The organism is Gluconobacter roseus NBRC 3990, from assembly GCF_006538885.1.
Classification (GTDB): domain Bacteria; phylum Pseudomonadota; class Alphaproteobacteria; order Acetobacterales; family Acetobacteraceae; genus Gluconobacter; species Gluconobacter roseus.
The window spans coordinates 601,500-618,055 of record NZ_BJLY01000001.1; the positions used below are offsets into that span (position 1 = coordinate 601,500).

General features: G+C 61.0%; 16 protein-coding genes and 1 tRNA gene. 6 read left to right on the top strand and 11 right to left on the bottom strand.

Annotation, left to right across the window (positions count from 1 at the left end):
* Window positions 1-3: 3 nt before the first annotated feature.
* Window positions 4-558: a peptide deformylase gene (def, locus tag GRO01_RS02620; protein ID WP_062508752.1), complete on the bottom strand. Its 555-nt coding sequence runs from the start codon at window positions 556-558 to the stop codon at window positions 4-6.
* Between the two features lie 191 nt (window positions 559-749).
* Here def and GRO01_RS02625 point away from each other — a divergent pair, with 191 nt between their 5' ends.
* The 3 genes from GRO01_RS02625 to GRO01_RS02635 all read left to right on the top strand — a co-directional run bounded on the left by GRO01_RS02625 (window position 750) and on the right by GRO01_RS02635 (window position 1,981).
* Complete coding sequence (locus tag GRO01_RS02625; RefSeq protein ID WP_062508755.1) at window positions 750-1,262, top strand: Hsp20 family protein; 513 nt, start codon at window positions 750-752, stop codon at window positions 1,260-1,262.
* An 81-nt stretch (window positions 1,263-1,343) separates the two neighbouring features.
* Window positions 1,344-1,595: a DUF1150 family protein gene (locus GRO01_RS02630; RefSeq protein WP_062508757.1), complete on the top strand. Its 252-nt coding sequence runs from the start codon at window positions 1,344-1,346 to the stop codon at window positions 1,593-1,595.
* Window positions 1,596-1,618: 23 nt separating this feature from the next.
* Window positions 1,619-1,981 carry a RidA family protein gene (locus GRO01_RS02635; protein ID WP_062508759.1) on the top strand — a complete coding sequence of 121 codons (363 nt, stop codon included), beginning with the start codon at window positions 1,619-1,621 and terminating at the stop codon, window positions 1,979-1,981.
* A 131-nt stretch (window positions 1,982-2,112) separates the two neighbouring features.
* On the opposite strand, the gene GRO01_RS02640 is transcribed toward GRO01_RS02635, so the two are convergent.
* From GRO01_RS02640 to GRO01_RS02680, 10 genes are all read right to left on the bottom strand, one after another.
* Window positions 2,113-2,718, bottom strand: coding sequence for a hypothetical protein (locus GRO01_RS02640; protein WP_141306753.1), 606 nt, complete (start codon window positions 2,716-2,718; stop codon window positions 2,113-2,115).
* Between the two features lie 223 nt (window positions 2,719-2,941).
* Entirely contained in the window at window positions 2,942-3,100 is a 159-nt protein-coding gene (locus GRO01_RS13275; RefSeq protein ID WP_167494560.1) for a hypothetical protein, read from the bottom strand.
* Between the two features lie 4 nt (window positions 3,101-3,104).
* Window positions 3,105-3,347 (bottom strand): hypothetical protein, encoded by a 243-nt coding sequence (locus GRO01_RS02645; RefSeq protein WP_062508761.1) that lies wholly within the window; start codon window positions 3,345-3,347, stop codon window positions 3,105-3,107.
* Between the two features lie 166 nt (window positions 3,348-3,513).
* Window positions 3,514-4,830 carry an RNA polymerase factor sigma-54 gene (gene rpoN, locus GRO01_RS02650; protein ID WP_083541333.1) on the bottom strand — a complete coding sequence of 439 codons (1,317 nt, stop codon included), beginning with the start codon at window positions 4,828-4,830 and terminating at the stop codon, window positions 3,514-3,516.
* 9 nt (window positions 4,831-4,839) lie between these two features.
* Window positions 4,840-5,595: an LPS export ABC transporter ATP-binding protein gene (gene lptB, locus GRO01_RS02655; protein WP_062508763.1), complete on the bottom strand. Its 756-nt coding sequence runs from the start codon at window positions 5,593-5,595 to the stop codon at window positions 4,840-4,842.
* Window positions 5,592-6,557: an LptA/OstA family protein gene (locus tag GRO01_RS02660; protein WP_141306755.1), complete on the bottom strand. Its 966-nt coding sequence runs from the start codon at window positions 6,555-6,557 to the stop codon at window positions 5,592-5,594. Before GRO01_RS02660 ends, lptB begins: the two co-directional genes overlap by 4 nt.
* Window positions 6,554-7,348: an LPS export ABC transporter periplasmic protein LptC gene (lptC, locus tag GRO01_RS02665; protein ID WP_062507578.1), complete on the bottom strand. Its 795-nt coding sequence runs from the start codon at window positions 7,346-7,348 to the stop codon at window positions 6,554-6,556. Before lptC ends, GRO01_RS02660 begins: the two co-directional genes overlap by 4 nt.
* On the bottom strand, window positions 7,345-8,343 hold the full coding sequence (locus tag GRO01_RS02670; protein ID WP_062507577.1) for a KpsF/GutQ family sugar-phosphate isomerase: 999 nt from the start codon (window positions 8,341-8,343) through the stop codon (window positions 7,345-7,347). The genes lptC and GRO01_RS02670 overlap by 4 nt, the downstream gene beginning before the upstream one ends.
* A 21-nt stretch (window positions 8,344-8,364) precedes the next feature.
* Window positions 8,365-9,009, bottom strand: a complete 645-nt coding sequence (locus tag GRO01_RS02675) for a ribonuclease D (RefSeq protein ID WP_062507575.1) — start codon at window positions 9,007-9,009, stop codon at window positions 8,365-8,367.
* Between the two features lie 63 nt (window positions 9,010-9,072).
* Window positions 9,073-9,159 (bottom strand) — tRNA-Leu (locus GRO01_RS02680).
* Window positions 9,160-9,268: 109 nt separating this feature from the next.
* Here GRO01_RS02680 and GRO01_RS02685 point away from each other — a divergent pair.
* The 3 genes from GRO01_RS02685 (at window position 9,269) to gltB (ending at window position 16,442) form a co-directional block, all read left to right on the top strand.
* The gene (locus GRO01_RS02685) at window positions 9,269-10,279 is read left to right on the top strand and encodes a complex I NDUFA9 subunit family protein (RefSeq protein WP_062507573.1); all 1,011 of its coding nucleotides are present in this window, start codon (window positions 9,269-9,271) and stop codon (window positions 10,277-10,279) included.
* Between the two features lie 191 nt (window positions 10,280-10,470).
* Complete coding sequence (locus GRO01_RS02690) at window positions 10,471-11,910, top strand: NAD(P)-dependent oxidoreductase (protein ID WP_062507571.1); 1,440 nt, start codon at window positions 10,471-10,473, stop codon at window positions 11,908-11,910.
* Window positions 11,911-11,924: 14 nt separating this feature from the next.
* On the top strand, window positions 11,925-16,442 hold the full coding sequence (gene gltB / locus GRO01_RS02695; protein WP_062507593.1) for a glutamate synthase large subunit: 4,518 nt from the start codon (window positions 11,925-11,927) through the stop codon (window positions 16,440-16,442).
* The last annotated feature ends 114 nt before the right edge of the window (window positions 16,443-16,556 follow it).

The following is a 16,556-nucleotide window of genomic DNA, read 5'->3' on the forward strand; positions in this document are numbered from 1 at the left end:
GGATCAGTGCCTTCTGAGTTTCTGCTCTTTGGCGAGGCGGCGCATGATCATGTTGCGCTTGAGCGTCGAGAGGTGATCGACGAACAGGATGCCATCGAGATGGTCCATCTCGTGCTGGATGCAGGTCGCAAGCAGACCGGACGCATCACGCTCGATCGTCTCGCCCGCGAGGTTGCGGTAGCGCACGCGGATCGATTCGGGGCGGACGACTTCGGCATACTGGTTCGGCAGGGAGAGACAGCCTTCCTCACGCGAGGCGAGCTGATCGGAATCAGAAATGATTTCCGGGTTGATCAGCAGCATGGGCTCACGCGGTGCGTCTTCCTCGGCCACGTCCACCAGAGCGAAGCGCATGCCAAGCCCAACCTGTGGGGCGGCCAAGCCGATGCCTGGGGCCTTATACATGGCGGAAAACATGCCCGGAAGCTGATCGCGGATGAAGGCAATGTCCTCGGGGCGCACGTCGCGGGTGACCTCCCGCAGCACAGGCTGGGGGGCGATCAGGATCGGGGTGGGCGGCACATCGTCGATGCCGGACAGGAAATCGAATTCGCTCATGTCCTGCGATGTAGCGAGCGAAGGCGCCGAATGCCAGTCCAAGATGGAGTTTGCGTGCAGGTTTTGCGTCGCGTCCTGCAAGGGGAGAGCTTGCATCCGCAGGGGTGGACACCATATCGTAGGGTCAGCCGGTTGCCGCAGAATGGGACCGGCCCTGTCTACGTCTCGCTCATGGAGGAGGCATAAGCCCTATGTCCGGTCGCCTGTTCACGTCCCCGATGTTCCTCGGTTTCGATCACCTCGAGCAGATGCTTGAGCGTGCTGCCAAATCGACGTCTGATGGTTATCCCCCTTATAATATCGAGCAGCTCAGCTCCACGGCCCTGCGCATTACGCTGGCTGTGGCAGGCTTTGTGATGGACGATCTGCAGATCACGCAGGAAGACAATCAGCTTGTGATCCGTGGTCGTCAGGCGGATGACAGCCAGGGGCGCATTTTCCTGCATCGCGGGATTGCGGCACGGCAGTTCCACAAGGCGTTCGTGCTGGCGGAAGGCATCGAAATTGGTGATGCCTGGCTTGATAATGGCCTGCTGCATATCGATCTTCTGCGTCCCGAACCGGAAGTGCGGGTTAAGCGGATTGCGATTTCGCAGGGGCGACGCAGCCCCGCGCCAGGGCCGACGGTTCATCACGAAGTGGTGCCGCCCGTTGTGAAAACGCGGCGCACGACGCGTCCGGCGCGCGATATCGACGACGAATAAGGCCGGTCGCACGGTCGCATTTTTCACAGACTGAACTCAAGGCCGGGCGGGATGTTGTCCCGGCTTCAGAAGGAACCTGACTTGAACAATCCCTTCGAAAACGGTGATCGTTCGGACGATAAACTCCCCGCGGATCTGCGGCGCATCACGGAGCCGCAGCTCCTGACGCTGGGCATGTCCCACCTCGCCTATGTCAAATCCGTCATGCATGACGGAGAACTGATCGTGGCCATCCATGCTGCCGACGGCACGCCCATGGCGGTCGCAGACGATGAGGAGAGCGCGCTTGATGCGATCCTCGAGCATGAGATGATCCCGACCCTGCTTCAGTAACTCCAGCCAGAAGGTCCACGCCCGTGAGCAAGAACGCCGATATTTCCCGTCACCTCGAAGAAGAGCGCCTTGCGGGTGTAGTGGTCCATAACGGGCTGGCCTATCTGGCCGGTCAAGTTGCGGATGATGCCAGCCTCGATACGGAAGGGCAGACGATCGACATCCTGCGCCAGATCGACGCACTTCTGGCGTCACTGGGGACGGACAAGAGCCGGATCCTGTCGGTGCAGATTTTCCTTACGGATATCGGGGAGATCGGCGCGATGAACCGGGCCTGGGATGCGTGGCTGGATACGGCGAACAAGCCGGCGCGGGCTACCGTTGAGGCGAAGCTGGCTGTGCCGGAATGGCGTGTTGAGATGACGGCGATTGCTGCGCTGAAGTAGGGTTTTTCGAGTTTTTGGGAATGAGAAAGCCGCCTTTCCGGTTTGGGAGGCGGCTTTTTTTTGTGGTCATGCGTCGAACGGGTATATCTGCCTTTGCAAGGTGATCTGCTCGTAACAAAGCCACTCCCGGTTTACTCAGGCTGTCTGTCTTCTCTTATTTTGATGTGTCGAATAAGATTGCGAATACTTTCCCATGAGGCACCAGCAGAGGGATGCCAATGGCACCAGCACAGAACAGTCTGTCCATTCGCTAAAGTAAATTCTTCTATGGCTGGGTCCCTAGCTGGGCCCGTATAAGCTGCATCATGGATAGGCTTGCCCTTCGGAATATGGTCCCAACTTCCAAGACCTAAAACGATAACGTGGCGAGGTGAAAGTCTTTCCAAAAGCATCGGCCATTCAGCTTTAGCCATGCCCCATGCTTGCGCATCCGGTCTTTGACGAGCTGCGGTTCCAATGGATACAGGAACATAGTTTGTGAAAGCCACCTGCGCCCATCCCGCATGACGTTTGGCGACAGTGTCACAATCACGATCCGTTAATGCATTCGTTAGCATTGTCATGAATGAGCTATCGTCAGCTGTAGGTTCTAGCTGCCCTTCAACCATCCTGACAGGATGGTCATCGTCGAGCGCTATAGCTAAGCCGTCTGCATCCTCCTTGTAAGTGTAGCTACTTTCTCCCAAGATGAGAATGCGGTCTTTGTTGTAGTTTTTTCCGACCCATGGTGTCCACATATGTCTATTCCTAATTTGTATTCTTGGTTTTTGCATAAAAATTTATGAAATAAAAGCAGTATACTATGGATTTATTTACTGATCACTATTTTCTTAAAACGGGAATTCTTTTTGGATCGAAAAATAGAGGTTTTTGGCTTCCGCTAAAAAAGGACGCGCAACAACAGGCTAAGAGACGTCGAAAATTTGATCAACATCCTATGCGCATCTACGGTTGAAAGGTTTAGTCCTGCAGCTCAGACTGGATTTTCTTGATTTCGGCTTTCAGGGCGTGGATGCGCTCCGGGTCGGATTTCTCAGCGCGGGCGAGGTCGCGTTCAACTTCCTTCAGGCGGTGTTCGAGTTTCTGCTGGGAAGGAAGTTCGTGGGAATGGCCGGTCATGGTCTTACTTTCTGGTCAGGATCTGGGTGGCTAGGGCGGTGATGTCGGAGCTTTCGACGCCTTCGGGATTGTGCAGGGCGCGTTTGGCGATTTCTTTCTGTTCCTCGGTCGCGCCTTCGGCACCCTTGAGGACGAAATGGGCCAGTTCCTCGACTTCGCTTTTCATCAGCAGTTTGGGCTGGCGATGCGCTTTTTCAGCGAGGTGGTGCAGGCTGGAAGATTCATGAGGGGCGTGGTCGTTGGACATTGGAAAACTTTCGGCTGTTTTGAGTGATGTTGAAGAACGTCGTCAGTCCATTAAACATGGTTTGACACAGAAGGTTTTCAAGTGAATTCGGAAAAATTGACGTCTTCTGGTCCCTGAGAGGCAGAAGACCTTCCGTATTCTTATGGAGCGCGACTGGTCGGGCGCTTTACGAGGTGCGGCGAAGTCTTTTGCGCTGACTGGATTTCGCAATACCAAGACCTTCGCGATATTTGGCGACGGTGCGGCGCTGAATGGAAAAGCCTTCCTTTTGCAGTAGGGCTGTCAGGGCATCGTCAGAGAGGACGTTATCGCCTTCAGCGGCCACCAGAGCCTGGAGACGGTGCTGGATGGCATGGGCGCTCTGCATGGTGCCGTCTTCGGAGGTAAGCGCTGTCGAGAAGAACATTTTCAGCGGAACGGTGCCCTGCGGGGTGTCGATATATTTGCTGCTGACGATGCGGCTGATGGTGCTTTCGTGCAGCTCCGTGCATTCGGCGATTTCGCGCATGGTCAGAGGGCGCAGAGAGGTCGGGCCATCGCGCAGGAAAGCAGCCTGATGCTGCACGATGGCGCGGCCGACAGTCAGGAGCGACTGTTTGCGGCTATCTAGTGCACGGATCAGGGCCGTGGCTTCGGTGGCGTAGGCGAGAAGGGTTTTTCCGGCCTCTGTATGGCTGTCGAGTTGCGCGCGCATCGTGTCGTCGAGGCGGAGTTTTGGCAGCAGGCGCGTATTGAGGCTCAGGCGGAAGCCGGTGCCGTTGGACCGAACGATCAGATCGGGCTCAATGGGCGGGGCAGCAGGCGGCAGACTAAGGCCGGGGCGAGGATCAAGGGCTTGAATTTCGGCGAGCATATACAGCAGGTCGTCCTGCTCCAAGGCACATTTCTGGCGGAGTTTGCGCCAGTCCCGCCGGGCAAGGAGGTCCAGATTATCGAGCAGGATCTGCATCGCGGGATCAAGGCGGTTGCGAACTCGAAGCTGGGCAGCCAGACACTCTTCAAGCGAGCGCGCGAAGAGACCTACAGGTTCAAGATGCATGAGGGTCTGCCGGATCGCCTCAATGTGAGATGCGTCCATGCCGAGTTCGGCGGCGAGATCCGTGACGGAGACGGAGAGGCGGCCGATTTCGTCGAGACTGTCCAGAAGATGAAAAGCCGCGTTCTGGTCGTCCGGGGGAATGGAGAGACGGATCTGGAGGATCAGTTCGTCACGATCGGACGGACGCGGAGCAGCGGCTTCCGGGCGGGCGGTGGCTGTAGTGAAGCGGTCCGGATCGTCGTCGTGAAAATCTTCCGACGCAGGTGCGGCTTCAGGAGCCGTGTCGCCGGGCTCCAGAATAAGGAGCGGGTTGGTTTCGCAGATCTGGTGGAGATGCTGGGCGAGATCGGTCTGCGTATATTGCAACAGCGCAATCGCCTGACGCAGCTGGGGCGTCATGACGAGAGACTGTGACTGACGCTGGATCAGGCCGGGGACAAGCATCCCAGCATGTTACAGCGAGAAATTCTCTCCGAGATAGACCCGGCGAACGTCTTCGTTTGCGACGATGGCCTCGGGGGTACCTTCCATCAGCACCTGACCGCCATGCATGATATAGGCGCGGTCAATGACTTCGAGCGTTTCACGGACGTTATGGTCCGTAATCAGCACGCCGATGCCACGATCCTTGAGATGCGAGACGAGATCACGGATTTCCCCGACGGCGATCGGGTCAATGCCGGCGAGCGGTTCGTCGAGCAGAATGTAGTTCGGCTGGCTGGCGAGAGCGCGGGCGATTTCCAGACGGCGACGCTCACCACCGGACAGTGCGAGCGAGGGCGAACGGCGCAGATGGGTGATGCCGAACTCGGCCAGCAGGCCGTTGAGCATCAGGTCGCGCTTTTCCGGATCAGGCTCGACGACTTCGAGGGCCGCCATGATGTTCTGCTCGACGTTCAGCCCGCGGAAAATGCTGGCTTCCTGCGGCAGATAGCCGACGCCGAGGCGGGCGCGGCGATACATCGGAAGCTGGGTGATGTCGGCGCCGTCCAGCGTGATGGTGCCGGTGTCAGGCTGCACGAGGCCCACGATCATGTAGAAGCTGGTCGTCTTGCCCGCACCGTTCGGACCGAGGAGGCCGACGGCTTCGCCGCGCTGGACCTGAAGCGAGACGTTTTTAACGACGGCGCGCTTCTTATAGGTCTTGCCGATGCCGCTTGCGACCAGACCGGTCGAGGGAGGCGGAGGGGGAGTGTAGCTGTCTGTCACTTGGGTGCCTGGCTGCTGTTGGCCTCGTTCGGCACGACGAGCCCCTGGATGGGGGATTCCGTGCCCGGCAGCATGGTTGCGATGCCGGTCTTCATGTTCACGATGGCCTGCGAACCGTTATTCTGGTTCTGACCCTGCGTGACATGCACATGTCCGATCAGGCGGGCGATCTGCGTATCGAAAACATAGACGCCACGATCGCCGGTGCCGGTCTGGGTCTGGGTGCGCAGGACGACATGGCCCCAGCCATAAGCACGGTCGAGCTTTGACGAGCCGCCGCCCAGCGGGTTGTCTCCGCCGCCTGCAGGTGTGGTCTGGGATGCAGCCTGCGGTGTGCCGGGTGCCGGTGCGTCGTTGGGTTTGCTGAAGGAAACCAGCACGTCCGCCTTGACCTGCTTGCCGTCATTGGTGGTGACGGTCGCGTCGCCACGGCCAACCGACATGCGTGTTTTGGAGTGATATTCCATCACATCACGCGCGGTCAGGACGTCCTGCGGGGTTGTCAGCTTCAGATGCTTGCCGGTCATGACCATGACGGCCTGATCCATGTCGTACAGGGCATGATCGCCCCAGCCCTGATCGGTCTGGTTATAGATATGGACGTTGCCACGCGCCTCAATTCTGTACAGTTCAAGAGAGCCGCCCATCGGGTCACCATTGTTGTTACCCTTGGCGTCGGTCGGCTGTGGAGGAGGTGCGGGCTGTCCCGGTGCGGGAGCTTTCTTGCGCAGATAGCCGATCAGCGTGTCCGCATCGACCGTCACATCGCCGCGCACGGCGCGGGCACCGCCCGTAAGCGTGACGGTCTGGGCGTTGCGGTCATAGATCTCTTCTTTTTTCCAGAAGAGCTGGACGGCTTCGCCGTGGGACATGTCCAGTCCGTCCGCATGCGCCGGGGCGGGGGGGAGAGCGAGGGGCAGGGCGATGAGGAGGGGGAGGAGGGCTGCGGGGCGGGGCGTCATTTTTCGGTCTTCAGTCCTTGCAGGTGCAGGCGGGCCGCCGCACTCGGAGGGCCGTTGTCATCGTTGCGGACCGTCAGTCCCGGTCCTGTAAACTGCATGATACCTGCATGCTGGTCCAGAAAATAGCCTTGGGCGTCCTGCTTGCCGAAAGGCCCTTCCGCATGGACCCAGTCTCGCGAGGCGATGACGTCGGCCTTCAGATCCATGTCGGCGGAGGGGCCGTTCATGAGGAGGCCGTCATCGCGGTAGAGCACGACGTTGTCGTCGAGGGTCAGGGTCTGTTCATGCTGCATGTAGACGCCGCGGTCGGATTTGATGTGCGCCCAGGAATTGCCGGAGAGCTGGATGTCGGCCACGGGATCAACGAGGTCCACGCGGTCGGGGCCCTGCTGGTGTGTGGTGCGGGCAGTGATCATGTAGAGATGGTCATGGGCGTCCAGACCGCGATAGGTGGCCTGTTCCATATTGCCGCTTTCCACGCGCAGGCGGGCCATTTCCTTCAGGGCGGCGCGGTTCTGGTTCATGAGATGGGAAATCTCGGGCCATGCGGCGATGGAGCTCAGGAGGACGAGAGCCAGACCCGGCAGCGCCCATTTGGCGAAACCCAGCAGGGAACGGCGGCGGGCGAGCTGTTCAGCGTTCGGGGCCTGACGGATGCGCTGGAAGGCGGCGCGGCGCAGACCGTCCAGCCGGGCGAGGCTTTCGGTGCGGTTGGGATCGAAATCCTCGCGGCGGACGCGGGGGGCTCCGTTGTCAGCGTTGTCCTGGCTGGAATTATCGGGAGCGTTCATGACAGGCCGCTTCGCAGGAGGTCATGGATATGGACGATTCCCGCAGGGTGGCGGGCGTCGTCCACGATGAACAGGCTCGTGATGGGGCGCTCGCGCTGGTTCATGAGCTGCAGGACGTCCTGCGCCAGAGTATCGGCGCTCGCGGTGACGGGGGCGGGGTTCATGATGTCCTCCGCTCTGGTCGTGTCGAGATCGCCGGAAATGGCACGGCGCAGGTCGGCGTCCGTGATGAGGCCCTGAAGTACACCTTTGTCATCAATGACACCCATGCACCCGAATGACTTGTGTGTCATCTCGAGAATGACGGAGCGCAGCGGGAGGCTGCCCTGTCCGAGAGGCAGGGCGTTGCCGGTATGCATGAGATCGCTGATGGGGCGCAGGCGTGCACCGAGCAGTCCACCGGGGTGGAAGGCACCGAAATCGCGGGCGGTGAAGCCGCGTTTTTCCAGCAGGGCGATGGCGAGCGCATCGCCCAGGGCAAGTTGCAGCAGGGTGCTGGTCGTGGGGGCCAGGCCCATCGGGCAGGCCTCGGTGCTGGTGGGGAGCACAAGCGGGATCTGGGCGGCGCGGGCCAGTGCAGAGGTGGCGACCGAGGTGATGGCGATCACGCAGTGTTTCTGGCGGGTGGCATAGGTCAGGACGGCCGCAAGTTCGGTCGTCTCGCCGGAATTGGAGAAGGCGAGGATGACGTCGCCCGGTGCGATCATGCCGAGATCGCCATGGGCAGCCTCGGCGGGGTGCAGGAACAGGGAGGGGGTGCCGGTCGAGGCGAGGGTGGCCTGGATCTTGCGGGCGATATGGCCGGATTTGCCGATTCCGGTGACGACCAGACGGCTGGAGCTTCCGGCAATGCGGTTTACGGCCTGAACGAAAGCCTCTCCGAGCGGGCCGGAGAAGGCCTGTTCAAGGGTTTCGAGGCCTTTGCGCTCGGTGGCGAGGGTCTGGATGGCCGAATCGAAGGGGGCGCGTGCGGAGGATGGCGACGGGCGGTGCATGAAAGTCAGCCGGGCCGGGATTTACGCGCGGTGCGAGAAAATATCGGGCTCTTCATAGCCCAGAAGGTCAAGCTTGCAGCGGGCCGGAAGGAAATCGTAGCAGGCCTGTGCGAGGTCACGGCGGTTTTCACGGATCAGCATGGCTTCGAGCTTATCCCACAGGGCGTGCAGATGCAGCACGTCCGAGGCGGCGTAACGGAGCTGATCGGGGGTGAGGGTTTCCGCACCCCAGTCCGAACTCTGCTGATGCTTGGAGATTTCGACGCCGAGAAGGTCGCGGCAGAGATAGGCCAGACCGTGACGGTCGGTGAAGGTATAGACCAGCCGGGCGGCGATTTTGGTGCAGATGACGGACGGGATCGTGATGTTGAAGGCGTTCTGCAGGACTGCGACGTCAAAGCGTGCGAAATGCATCAGCTTGGTGACGGAATCGTCTGTCAGGAGGGCCTTGAGATTCGGGCAGTCATAGCCGCGGCCGCCCATGGAGACCGGTTTGATCTGCACGAGATGGGCTTCACCATCGCCGGCTGAGAGCTGGACGAGGCAGAGGCGGTCACGATGGGGATTGAGACCCATGGTCTCGGTATCAATGGCAACAAGGGGGCCGAGATCGAAATCGTCTGGCAGATCGCCGTCATGAAGATGGATGGCGTTCTGCTGGCTCATTCTGTTGTCACCAAGTTTTTTTGATCACCAGAGGATCGAGGCGATATGTCGCCTGATCGTCTGTGGTGCCCAGAAGAAGACTCGAACTTCCACGTCCTTTCGGACACAGGTACCTGAAACCTGCGCGTCTACCAATTCCGCCATCTGGGCTCAGAAAGCACCGGGTTTTTTCAGTTTCCTGAGGCATCCCGGCTCGGTGAAGAGGCGTTTACCCCTGCACGTGTGGGGCGTCAACAGCCAAACTGAAAGAAAAGCGAAAATGCGTACGAATTTTTCTGTGGACGGAACGGGTGGTGGAACCGGCAATGGGGGCGGAACCGGCAGTGGACCGCGTTCCGTGGGGCGGACGGTGGCCGTTCTGGGTGGGGGAGGCTTTGTTGGCCGTGAACTGGTCGGGCGTCTGGTGGCGTCGGGGCATGTGGTGCGGGTCGGCAGCCGCAACCCCGAGAGCGATCAGGCTCTGGCCCGGTTTCCGGGTGACGGGCGCGTCGAATTCCTCAAGGCGTCGGTGAATGATGCGGAATCGCTCGAGCGGCTTTTCAACGGGGCGGATGCGGGGATCAATCTCGTCTCGATCATGTCGCCGGATGTGAAGGCGATGCACCGGGTCAATGTGGAAGGGGCGCGGCTTGCGGCGCTGGTGGCCCGGCAGGAGGGCGTGGAGCAGTACATGCACATGTCCGCCATCGGGGCGTCTTTACAGTCACCGGGGAATTACGGGCGGAGCAAGGGGCTGGCGGAGCAGGCGGTCCGGGCGGTGTTTCCGGAAGCGTCTCTGCTGCGGCCATCGGTGATTTTCGGGCCGGAAGACAGTTTCTTCAATATGTTCGCGCTGATGGCGAAGCTCTCGCCGGTCTTGCCGGTCTTTGCGCCGAACACGCATTTCCAGCCGGTTTATGTGGGAGATGTGGCGAAAGCCGCGATTGCGCTGGTTGAGCCGGGACATGAAGGCATGACGGTCGAGGCTGGTGGTCCGGATGTGCTGACCATGAAGGAACTGATGGAGTTCGTGCTGGAGGCGTCCGGGCGGCATCGTCTTCTGGTGCCGGTGCCGGATTGTGTGGCCCGGATGGAGGCGGAGATCCTTGAACCGCTGCCGGGGCATCTGCTGACGCGCGATCAGGTTGTGATGATGGGGCTGGATAATGTGGTGCAGCCGGGGCCGGACAATCTCCAGTCGCTCGGGATTACGCCGACCGCGATGCGCAGTGTGGTGCCGGACTATCTGAAGGGCAGTATTTGTGAGAGCTGGCGGCGCTTCCGGAAGTGATGGGTCCGGTTCGGTCCTAAAAAACTCTGTGAAAAATGACCCATGCAGCGGGAACATGGGTCATTTCGCATGAAAGGTCAGTGTCACTGACTGTTATTGGATAAAGTGACGGAATAGCTGCTTTCGGACAGGTCTGATGTGCGTCCGGGAGTTTGGGTTCGGGCGGGCATGTTTTGCAGGAGACACGACGCATGGCCGAACGCATGTTGCAATTCGTCACCCACCCCCAGGTGCTTCCGGAGAAGCGCGACGCCGCTGAACGCCGTCAGGATTTCGGGGAGATTTACCGTGGGTTTGCGCGCAGCCGTGCGGAAGAGCAGGCGTCGCGTTGCTCGCAGTGCGGGATTCCGTTCTGCTCCGTGCATTGTCCGCTGGGGAACAACATTCCCGACTGGCTGAAGCTGACGGCTGAGGACCGGCTGGAGGAAGCGTATGAGATGTCGTCCGCGACGAATACGTTTCCGGAGATCTGCGGGCGGATCTGTCCGCAGGACCGGCTGTGCGAAGGCAACTGCGTCATCAACAAGGGCTTTGAGAGCGTCACCATTGGTGCTGTCGAGCGGTTCATTACTGAAAATGCGTTCGAGCAGGGTTGGGTGAAGCCTGCGCTTCCGGATCGTGATCTGGGGCGGAGTGTCGGGATCGTGGGGTCCGGGCCTGCTGGGCTGGCCTGTGCGGAGCGGCTGCGGGCTCAGGGTTATGAGGTTCATGTCTATGAGCGTCAGGACCGTGTGGGCGGGTTGCTGACTTACGGGATTCCGAGCTTCAAGCTGGAAAAGCATGTGGTGGCGCGGCGTCATGCGCTGCTGGAAGAGCAGGGGATCGTGTTCCATCTCTCCACGCCGGTTGGTTCGGGCGAGGGTGAGACGTCGCTTGAGGATCTGCGGGCGCGGCATGATGCGGTGTTTCTGGCGACGGGTGTGTATCGCTCGCGCGATGTGAAGGTGCCGGGGGCCGGGCTTGAGGGTGTTGTCGATGCGATCGACTTCCTGACGGCGTCGAACCGTCGCGGCTATGATGAAGATCCGGGCGAGGATGCAGCGCTTCATGCGAAAGGGCGTCGGGTCGTGGTCATTGGTGGTGGTGACACGGCCATGGACTGCGTGCGCACGTCGATCCGTCAGGGTGCCGAGCGTGTGACCTGTGTTTACCGTCGTGACCGGGCGAACATGCCGGGGTCGCGGCAGGAAGTTTACAATGCCGAGGAAGAGGGCGCGCATTTCGAATGGCTGGGCTCGCCAGAAGCGTTTCTGGGCGATGGCAGCGTCTCGGGTGTGCGGGTGCTGAAGATGCGTCTGGGGGCTCCGGATGCGTCGGGGCGCCGGTCCATCGAGGGTACGGGGCAGCATGACGTGATCGAGGGCGATCTGGTCATCAAGGCTCTGGGCTTTGATCCCGAGGATCTGCCGGGGCAGTTCAATGCGCCTGAGCTGGCCGTGACGCGCTGGGGCACGCTGACGGTGCCGCCGGGGGGCTTTGCGACGAGCCTTCCGGGTGTGTTTGCCGGTGGCGATATCGTGCGCGGGGCGAGCCTGGTTGTCTGGGCGATCAAGGACGGCCGGGATGCGGCCGATGCGATCCATCATCATCTGACTGAAACAATGACCGGTGCTCTGGAGGCCGCGGAATGACCCAAGATCGTGACATGACTCACAATAACGATTTCATCCGCGAGTATGCCGAGAACGTCGAGCGTCTGAAGGGGCTGTATGACCCGTCGCAGGAGCGCGATTCCTGTGGTGTGGGTCTGGTCGCGTCGCTGGATGGCAAGCCGTCGCGCAGTGTAGTTCAGGCGGGTATCGAGGCGCTGGGCAATATCTGGCATCGCGGTGCGGTGGATGCGGATGGCAAGACCGGCGATGGTGCGGGCATTCATGTGGAAATCCCGCAGGATTTCTTTGCCGAGGCGATCCATAACGGCTCCAGCGATGATACGATCGACGGGCGCATTGCGGTGGGCATGGTGTTCCTGCCCAAGACCGATCTGGGGTCACAGGAGCGGGGCCGTCAGATCATCGAGACGGAGATCCTGAACTTTGGTTACGGGATTTATGGCTGGCGTCAGGTGCCGATTGATACGGCCTGCATTGGCGAGAAGGCCAACCAGACGCGGCCGGAGATCGAGCAGATCATGATCCGCAACCGGCTTGGCCGGTCCGAGGACGAGTTCGAGCGCGACCTTTATGTGCTGCGTCGGCGGATCGAGAAGCAGGCCACGGCGCAGCAGGTTGATCTGTATGTGTGTTCGATGTCCTGCCGCTCAGTGATCTACAAGGGCATGTTCCTGGCCGAGAACCTGACGGACTTCTATCCGGATCTGCTGGATGAGCGGTTCGTGTCGCGGTTTGCGATCTATCATCAGCGGTATTCGACCAACACGTTCCCGACCTGGAAGCTGGCCCAGCCGTTCCGCAAGGTGGCGCATAACGGCGAGATCAACACGATTTCGGGCAATACGAACTGGATGCGCTCGCATGAGACGCGGCTCGCGCATCCGGAGCTGGACCCGTACATGGCGGATCTCAAGCCTGTGGTGCAGGCTGCGGGTTCGGATACGGCGGCGCTGGATAATGTGTTCGAGCTGCTGACTTTCGCCGGGCGGGATGCGCCGATGGCGAAGACGATGCTGGTGCCGGCCTCTGGCGGTGCGAATTCGGCGATGTCGGATGCGGCGCGGGCGCTGTTCCGGTACTGCAATGCGGTGATTGAGCCCTGGGATGGTCCGGCGGCTTTGTGTGCGACGGATGGGCGCTGGGTTGTGGCGGGGCTGGACCGGGCGGGTCTGCGGCCGCTGCGGTACAGCATCACGCAGGATGGTCTGCTTATTGTGGGCTCCGAGACCGGGATGGTCCGGGTGCCGGATGCGCGGGTGAAGAGCCGGGGGCGGCTTGGGCCGGGGCAGACGCTGGCGCTGGATCTGAAGGAGGGGCGGCTTTACCAGTCCGAGGAGCTGCTGGAGATGCTGGCGTCGCGTCAGGATTTTCAGGGCTGGGTGAAGCATATCCGTGATATCGAGCCAATCGTTCGGGATGTGGTTGAGCCTGAGGCGCTGGACCCGGATGTGCTGCGGCGGCATCAGGTGGCGGTCAGTCTGACGCATGAGGAGCTGGAGACCATTCTGCACCCGATGGTGGAGAATGCGGCCGAGGCTCTGGGGTCGATGGGCGATGATACGCCGCTTCAGGTTCTGTCCACGATCTATCGCGGGCTGGCGCATTATTTCCGTCAGGGGTTCAGTCAGGTGACGAACCCGCCGATCGATTCCCTGCGTGAGACGCGGGTGATGAGTCTGGTCACACGGCTGGGCAATCTGGGGAATATTCTCGATCAGGCGCCGGAACAGTGCGATCTGTTGCAGTTGCCGAGCCCGGTTCTCACGATCGGTGAGTTTGACGAGCTGCGGAAGGTCTGTGGCGAGAATGCGGGTGTGATCGACTGCACCTTCCCGGCCGAAGAGGGGGAGGAAGGTCTGCGGGCGGCGATTGCGTCCATCCGGGCTCAGGCGGAGGATCATGTTCGCGGCGGGTGCACGCATCTGTTCTTGACGGACGACAATACGGATGCGACGCGCGTTGCGATTCCGATGATTCTTGCGACTGCGGCCGTGCATATTCATCTGGTGCGCAATTCGCTGCGGACGTTCACATCGCTGAACGTGCGGACGTCGGGAGCGATCGATGTTCATGCGATTGCCGTGACGATTGGCGTGGGCGCGACGACGGTGAACCCGGCTCTGGCACAGTATTGCGTGGCGGACCGGCTGCGGCGCGGGCTGTTTGGCAAGATGTCGCTTCGTGAGGCGATGGAGCGGTATCGCAAGGCCGTGGACAAGGGTCTGCTGAAGATCATGTCCAAGTCGGGCATTTCGATCATTTCGGCCTATCGTGGCGGGTATAATTTCGAGGCGATCGGGTTGTCCCGTGCGCTGGTGGCGGAGTTCTTCCCGGGGATGCCGTCGCGGATTTCGGGGATTGGTCTGCCGGGGATTGCGCGCAACATTCTTGGCGCACATGCGGCGGCGTGGGACCGGAGGGTTGAGGCTCTGCCGGTCGGTGGGCGTTACAAGCTGCGGCGTCAGGGTGAGACGCATGCGTTCTCGGGGCAGCTCGTGCACATGCTCCAGAGTGCGGTGACGGCGAACAGCTTTACGCTGTACCGGCGTTATGCGGATGCGGTGCGTCAGATGCCGCCGGTGGCGCTGCGTGATCTGCTGGATTTCAAGCCGGCCCATGCGCCGGTTCCGGTGGATGAAGTGGAGAGCATCACGCAGATCCGCCGTCGTCTGGTGGCGCCGGGGATTTCGCTGGGCGCACTGAGCCCGGAGGCGCATGAGACGCTGGCGATTGCCATGAACAGGATCGGCGCGAAGTCCGATTCCGGTGAGGGTGGCGAGGATGCCGAGCGGTCCAAGCCGCGTCCGAACGGGGACAATGCGTCTTCGGCGATCAAGCAGGTGGCGTCCGGGCGTTTTGGCGTGACCGCGCAGTATCTGAATGACTGCCGCGAGATCGAGATCAAGATGGCGCAGGGTGCGAAGCCCGGCGAGGGCGGGCAGCTGCCGGGCTTCAAGGTGACGGAGCTGATCGGGCGTCTGCGTCATGCGACGCCGGGGGTGACGCTGATTTCGCCGCCGCATCATGACATCTATTCGATCGAGGATCTGGCGCAGCTCATTTACGATCTCAAGCAGATCAATCCGACGGCGACCGTGACGGTCAAGCTCGTTGCACGGACAGGCATCGGTACGATTGCGGCTGGTGTGGCGAAGGCCAAGGCGGATGCGATCCTGATTTCCGGCCATTCGGGCGGAACGGGTGCGAGCCCGCAGTCTTCGATCCATTATGCGGGTCTGCCCTGGGAGATGGGGCTGTCGGAGGCGCATCAGGTGCTGATGCTGAACCGGCTGCGTCATCGTCTGGTGCTGCGCACCGATGGTGGCATCAAGACGGGGCGTGACGTTGTCATGGCGGCAATGCTGGGTGCGGAAGAGTTCGGTATTGGTACGGCTGCGCTCGTGGCGATGGGCTGCATCATGGTGCGTCAGTGCCACTCCAACACCTGCCCTGTGGGCGTGTGTGTGCAGGATGAGAAGCTGCGGGAGAAGTTCGGGGGATCGCCTGAGAAGGTCATCAACCTGTTCACGCTGATTGCGGAAGACATCCGGCATATTCTGGCGGATCTGGGTGTGCGGTCGCTTGAAGAGGTGATCGGGCGGACGGATATGCTGCGTCAGGTGTCGCGTGGTGCGGATTATCTGGATGATCTGGATCTGAACTCGCTGCTGGTTCAGGCCGATCCGGGTGGTCATGCGCGGTTCTGCACCCGTGAGGGGCGCAACGAGGTTCCCGAGACGCTGGACGGGCAGATCATCCCGGATGCGACGGCGCTGTTCGAGCGTCGGGAGAAGCTGCATCTGCATTACACGGTGCAGAACACGCATCGTGCGATCGGCACGCGGGTTTCGGGGCTGATTACGCGCAAGTTCGGCATGAAGGAGCTTCCGGAAGGACAGCTTACGCTGTCGCTGCGCGGGTCTGCCGGGCAGTCTCTGGGTGCGTTTGGTGTGCAGGGGCTCAAGATCGAGGTCGAGGGCGATGCCAACGACTATGTCGGCAAAGGGCTTTCGGGGGCGACGATTGTTGTCCGCAAGTCACCGGCGGCACAGTGGGCGTCCGAGCAGAGCGCGATTGTTGGCAACACGGTCCTGTATGGAGCGACGGCGGGTTCGCTGTTTGCGGCCGGGCAGGCGGGTGAGCGCTTTGCGGCGCGTAACTCCGGTGCGACGGCTGTGGTCGAGGGCTGTGGCTCGAATGGCTGTGAATACATGACCGGCGGGACGGTCGTGATCCTTGGGGAGACGGGCGACAATTTCGGCGCCGGTTTCACGGGGGGCATGGCTTATGTGCTGGATGTGAAGGGGCGGTTTGAGGCCCAGATTAATCCCGACACGGTGATCTGGAGCCGTGTGCAGGCTGGCAGCCGCTGGGATCAGGAGCTTCGGGCTCTGGTGGAGCGGCATGTGGCGGAGACGGGCAGCACCTATGCTGCGGATCTGCTGCATTGCTGGGAGCGGACGCTGGAGCGGTTCTGGCATGTTGTTCCGCGCGATTATGCGCGGATCATCGGTTATGTTCAGGAAGACCTGTCGCAGCTTTCGGCCTGAGAGCCGGAGCATTGGGGAGCCTCCTGCCGGGGAGGCTCCCGTCCGGACGGGACGAGTCGTCCAGTACAATTCCGGTAAGATACAAAATGAATAAAATGCCCCCCGGGGGTATTT

Excerpts from the sequence above, each read along its gene's own strand:
- GRO01_RS02625 (WP_062508755.1), top strand. The coding sequence starts at position 750 with ATGTCCGGTCGCCTGTTCACGTCCCCGATGTTCCTCGGTTTCGATCAC.
- gltB (WP_062507593.1), top strand. The coding sequence starts at position 11,925 with ATGACTCACAATAACGATTTCATCCGCGAGTATGCCGAGAACGTCGAG.
- GRO01_RS02660 (WP_141306755.1), bottom strand. The coding sequence starts at position 6,557 with ATGACGCCCCGCCCCGCAGCCCTCCTCCCCCTCCTCATCGCCCTGCCC.
- GRO01_RS02670 (WP_062507577.1), bottom strand. The coding sequence starts at position 8,343 with ATGCACCGCCCGTCGCCATCCTCCGCACGCGCCCCCTTCGATTCGGCC.
- GRO01_RS02645 (WP_062508761.1), bottom strand. The coding sequence starts at position 3,347 with ATGTCCAACGACCACGCCCCTCATGAATCTTCCAGCCTGCACCACCTC.
- lptC (WP_062507578.1), bottom strand. The coding sequence starts at position 7,348 with ATGAACGCTCCCGATAATTCCAGCCAGGACAACGCTGACAACGGAGCC.
- def (WP_062508752.1), bottom strand. The coding sequence starts at position 558 with ATGAGCGAATTCGATTTCCTGTCCGGCATCGACGATGTGCCGCCCACC.
- GRO01_RS02685 (WP_062507573.1), top strand. The coding sequence starts at position 9,269 with ATGCGTACGAATTTTTCTGTGGACGGAACGGGTGGTGGAACCGGCAAT.
- GRO01_RS02675 (WP_062507575.1), bottom strand. The coding sequence starts at position 9,009 with ATGAGCCAGCAGAACGCCATCCATCTTCATGACGGCGATCTGCCAGAC.
- GRO01_RS02640 (WP_141306753.1), bottom strand. The coding sequence starts at position 2,718 with ATGTGGACACCATGGGTCGGAAAAAACTACAACAAAGACCGCATTCTC.
- rpoN (WP_083541333.1), bottom strand. The coding sequence starts at position 4,830 with ATGCTTGTCCCCGGCCTGATCCAGCGTCAGTCACAGTCTCTCGTCATG.
- GRO01_RS13275 (WP_167494560.1), bottom strand. The coding sequence starts at position 3,100 with ATGACCGGCCATTCCCACGAACTTCCTTCCCAGCAGAAACTCGAACAC.
- GRO01_RS02690 (WP_062507571.1), top strand. The coding sequence starts at position 10,471 with ATGGCCGAACGCATGTTGCAATTCGTCACCCACCCCCAGGTGCTTCCG.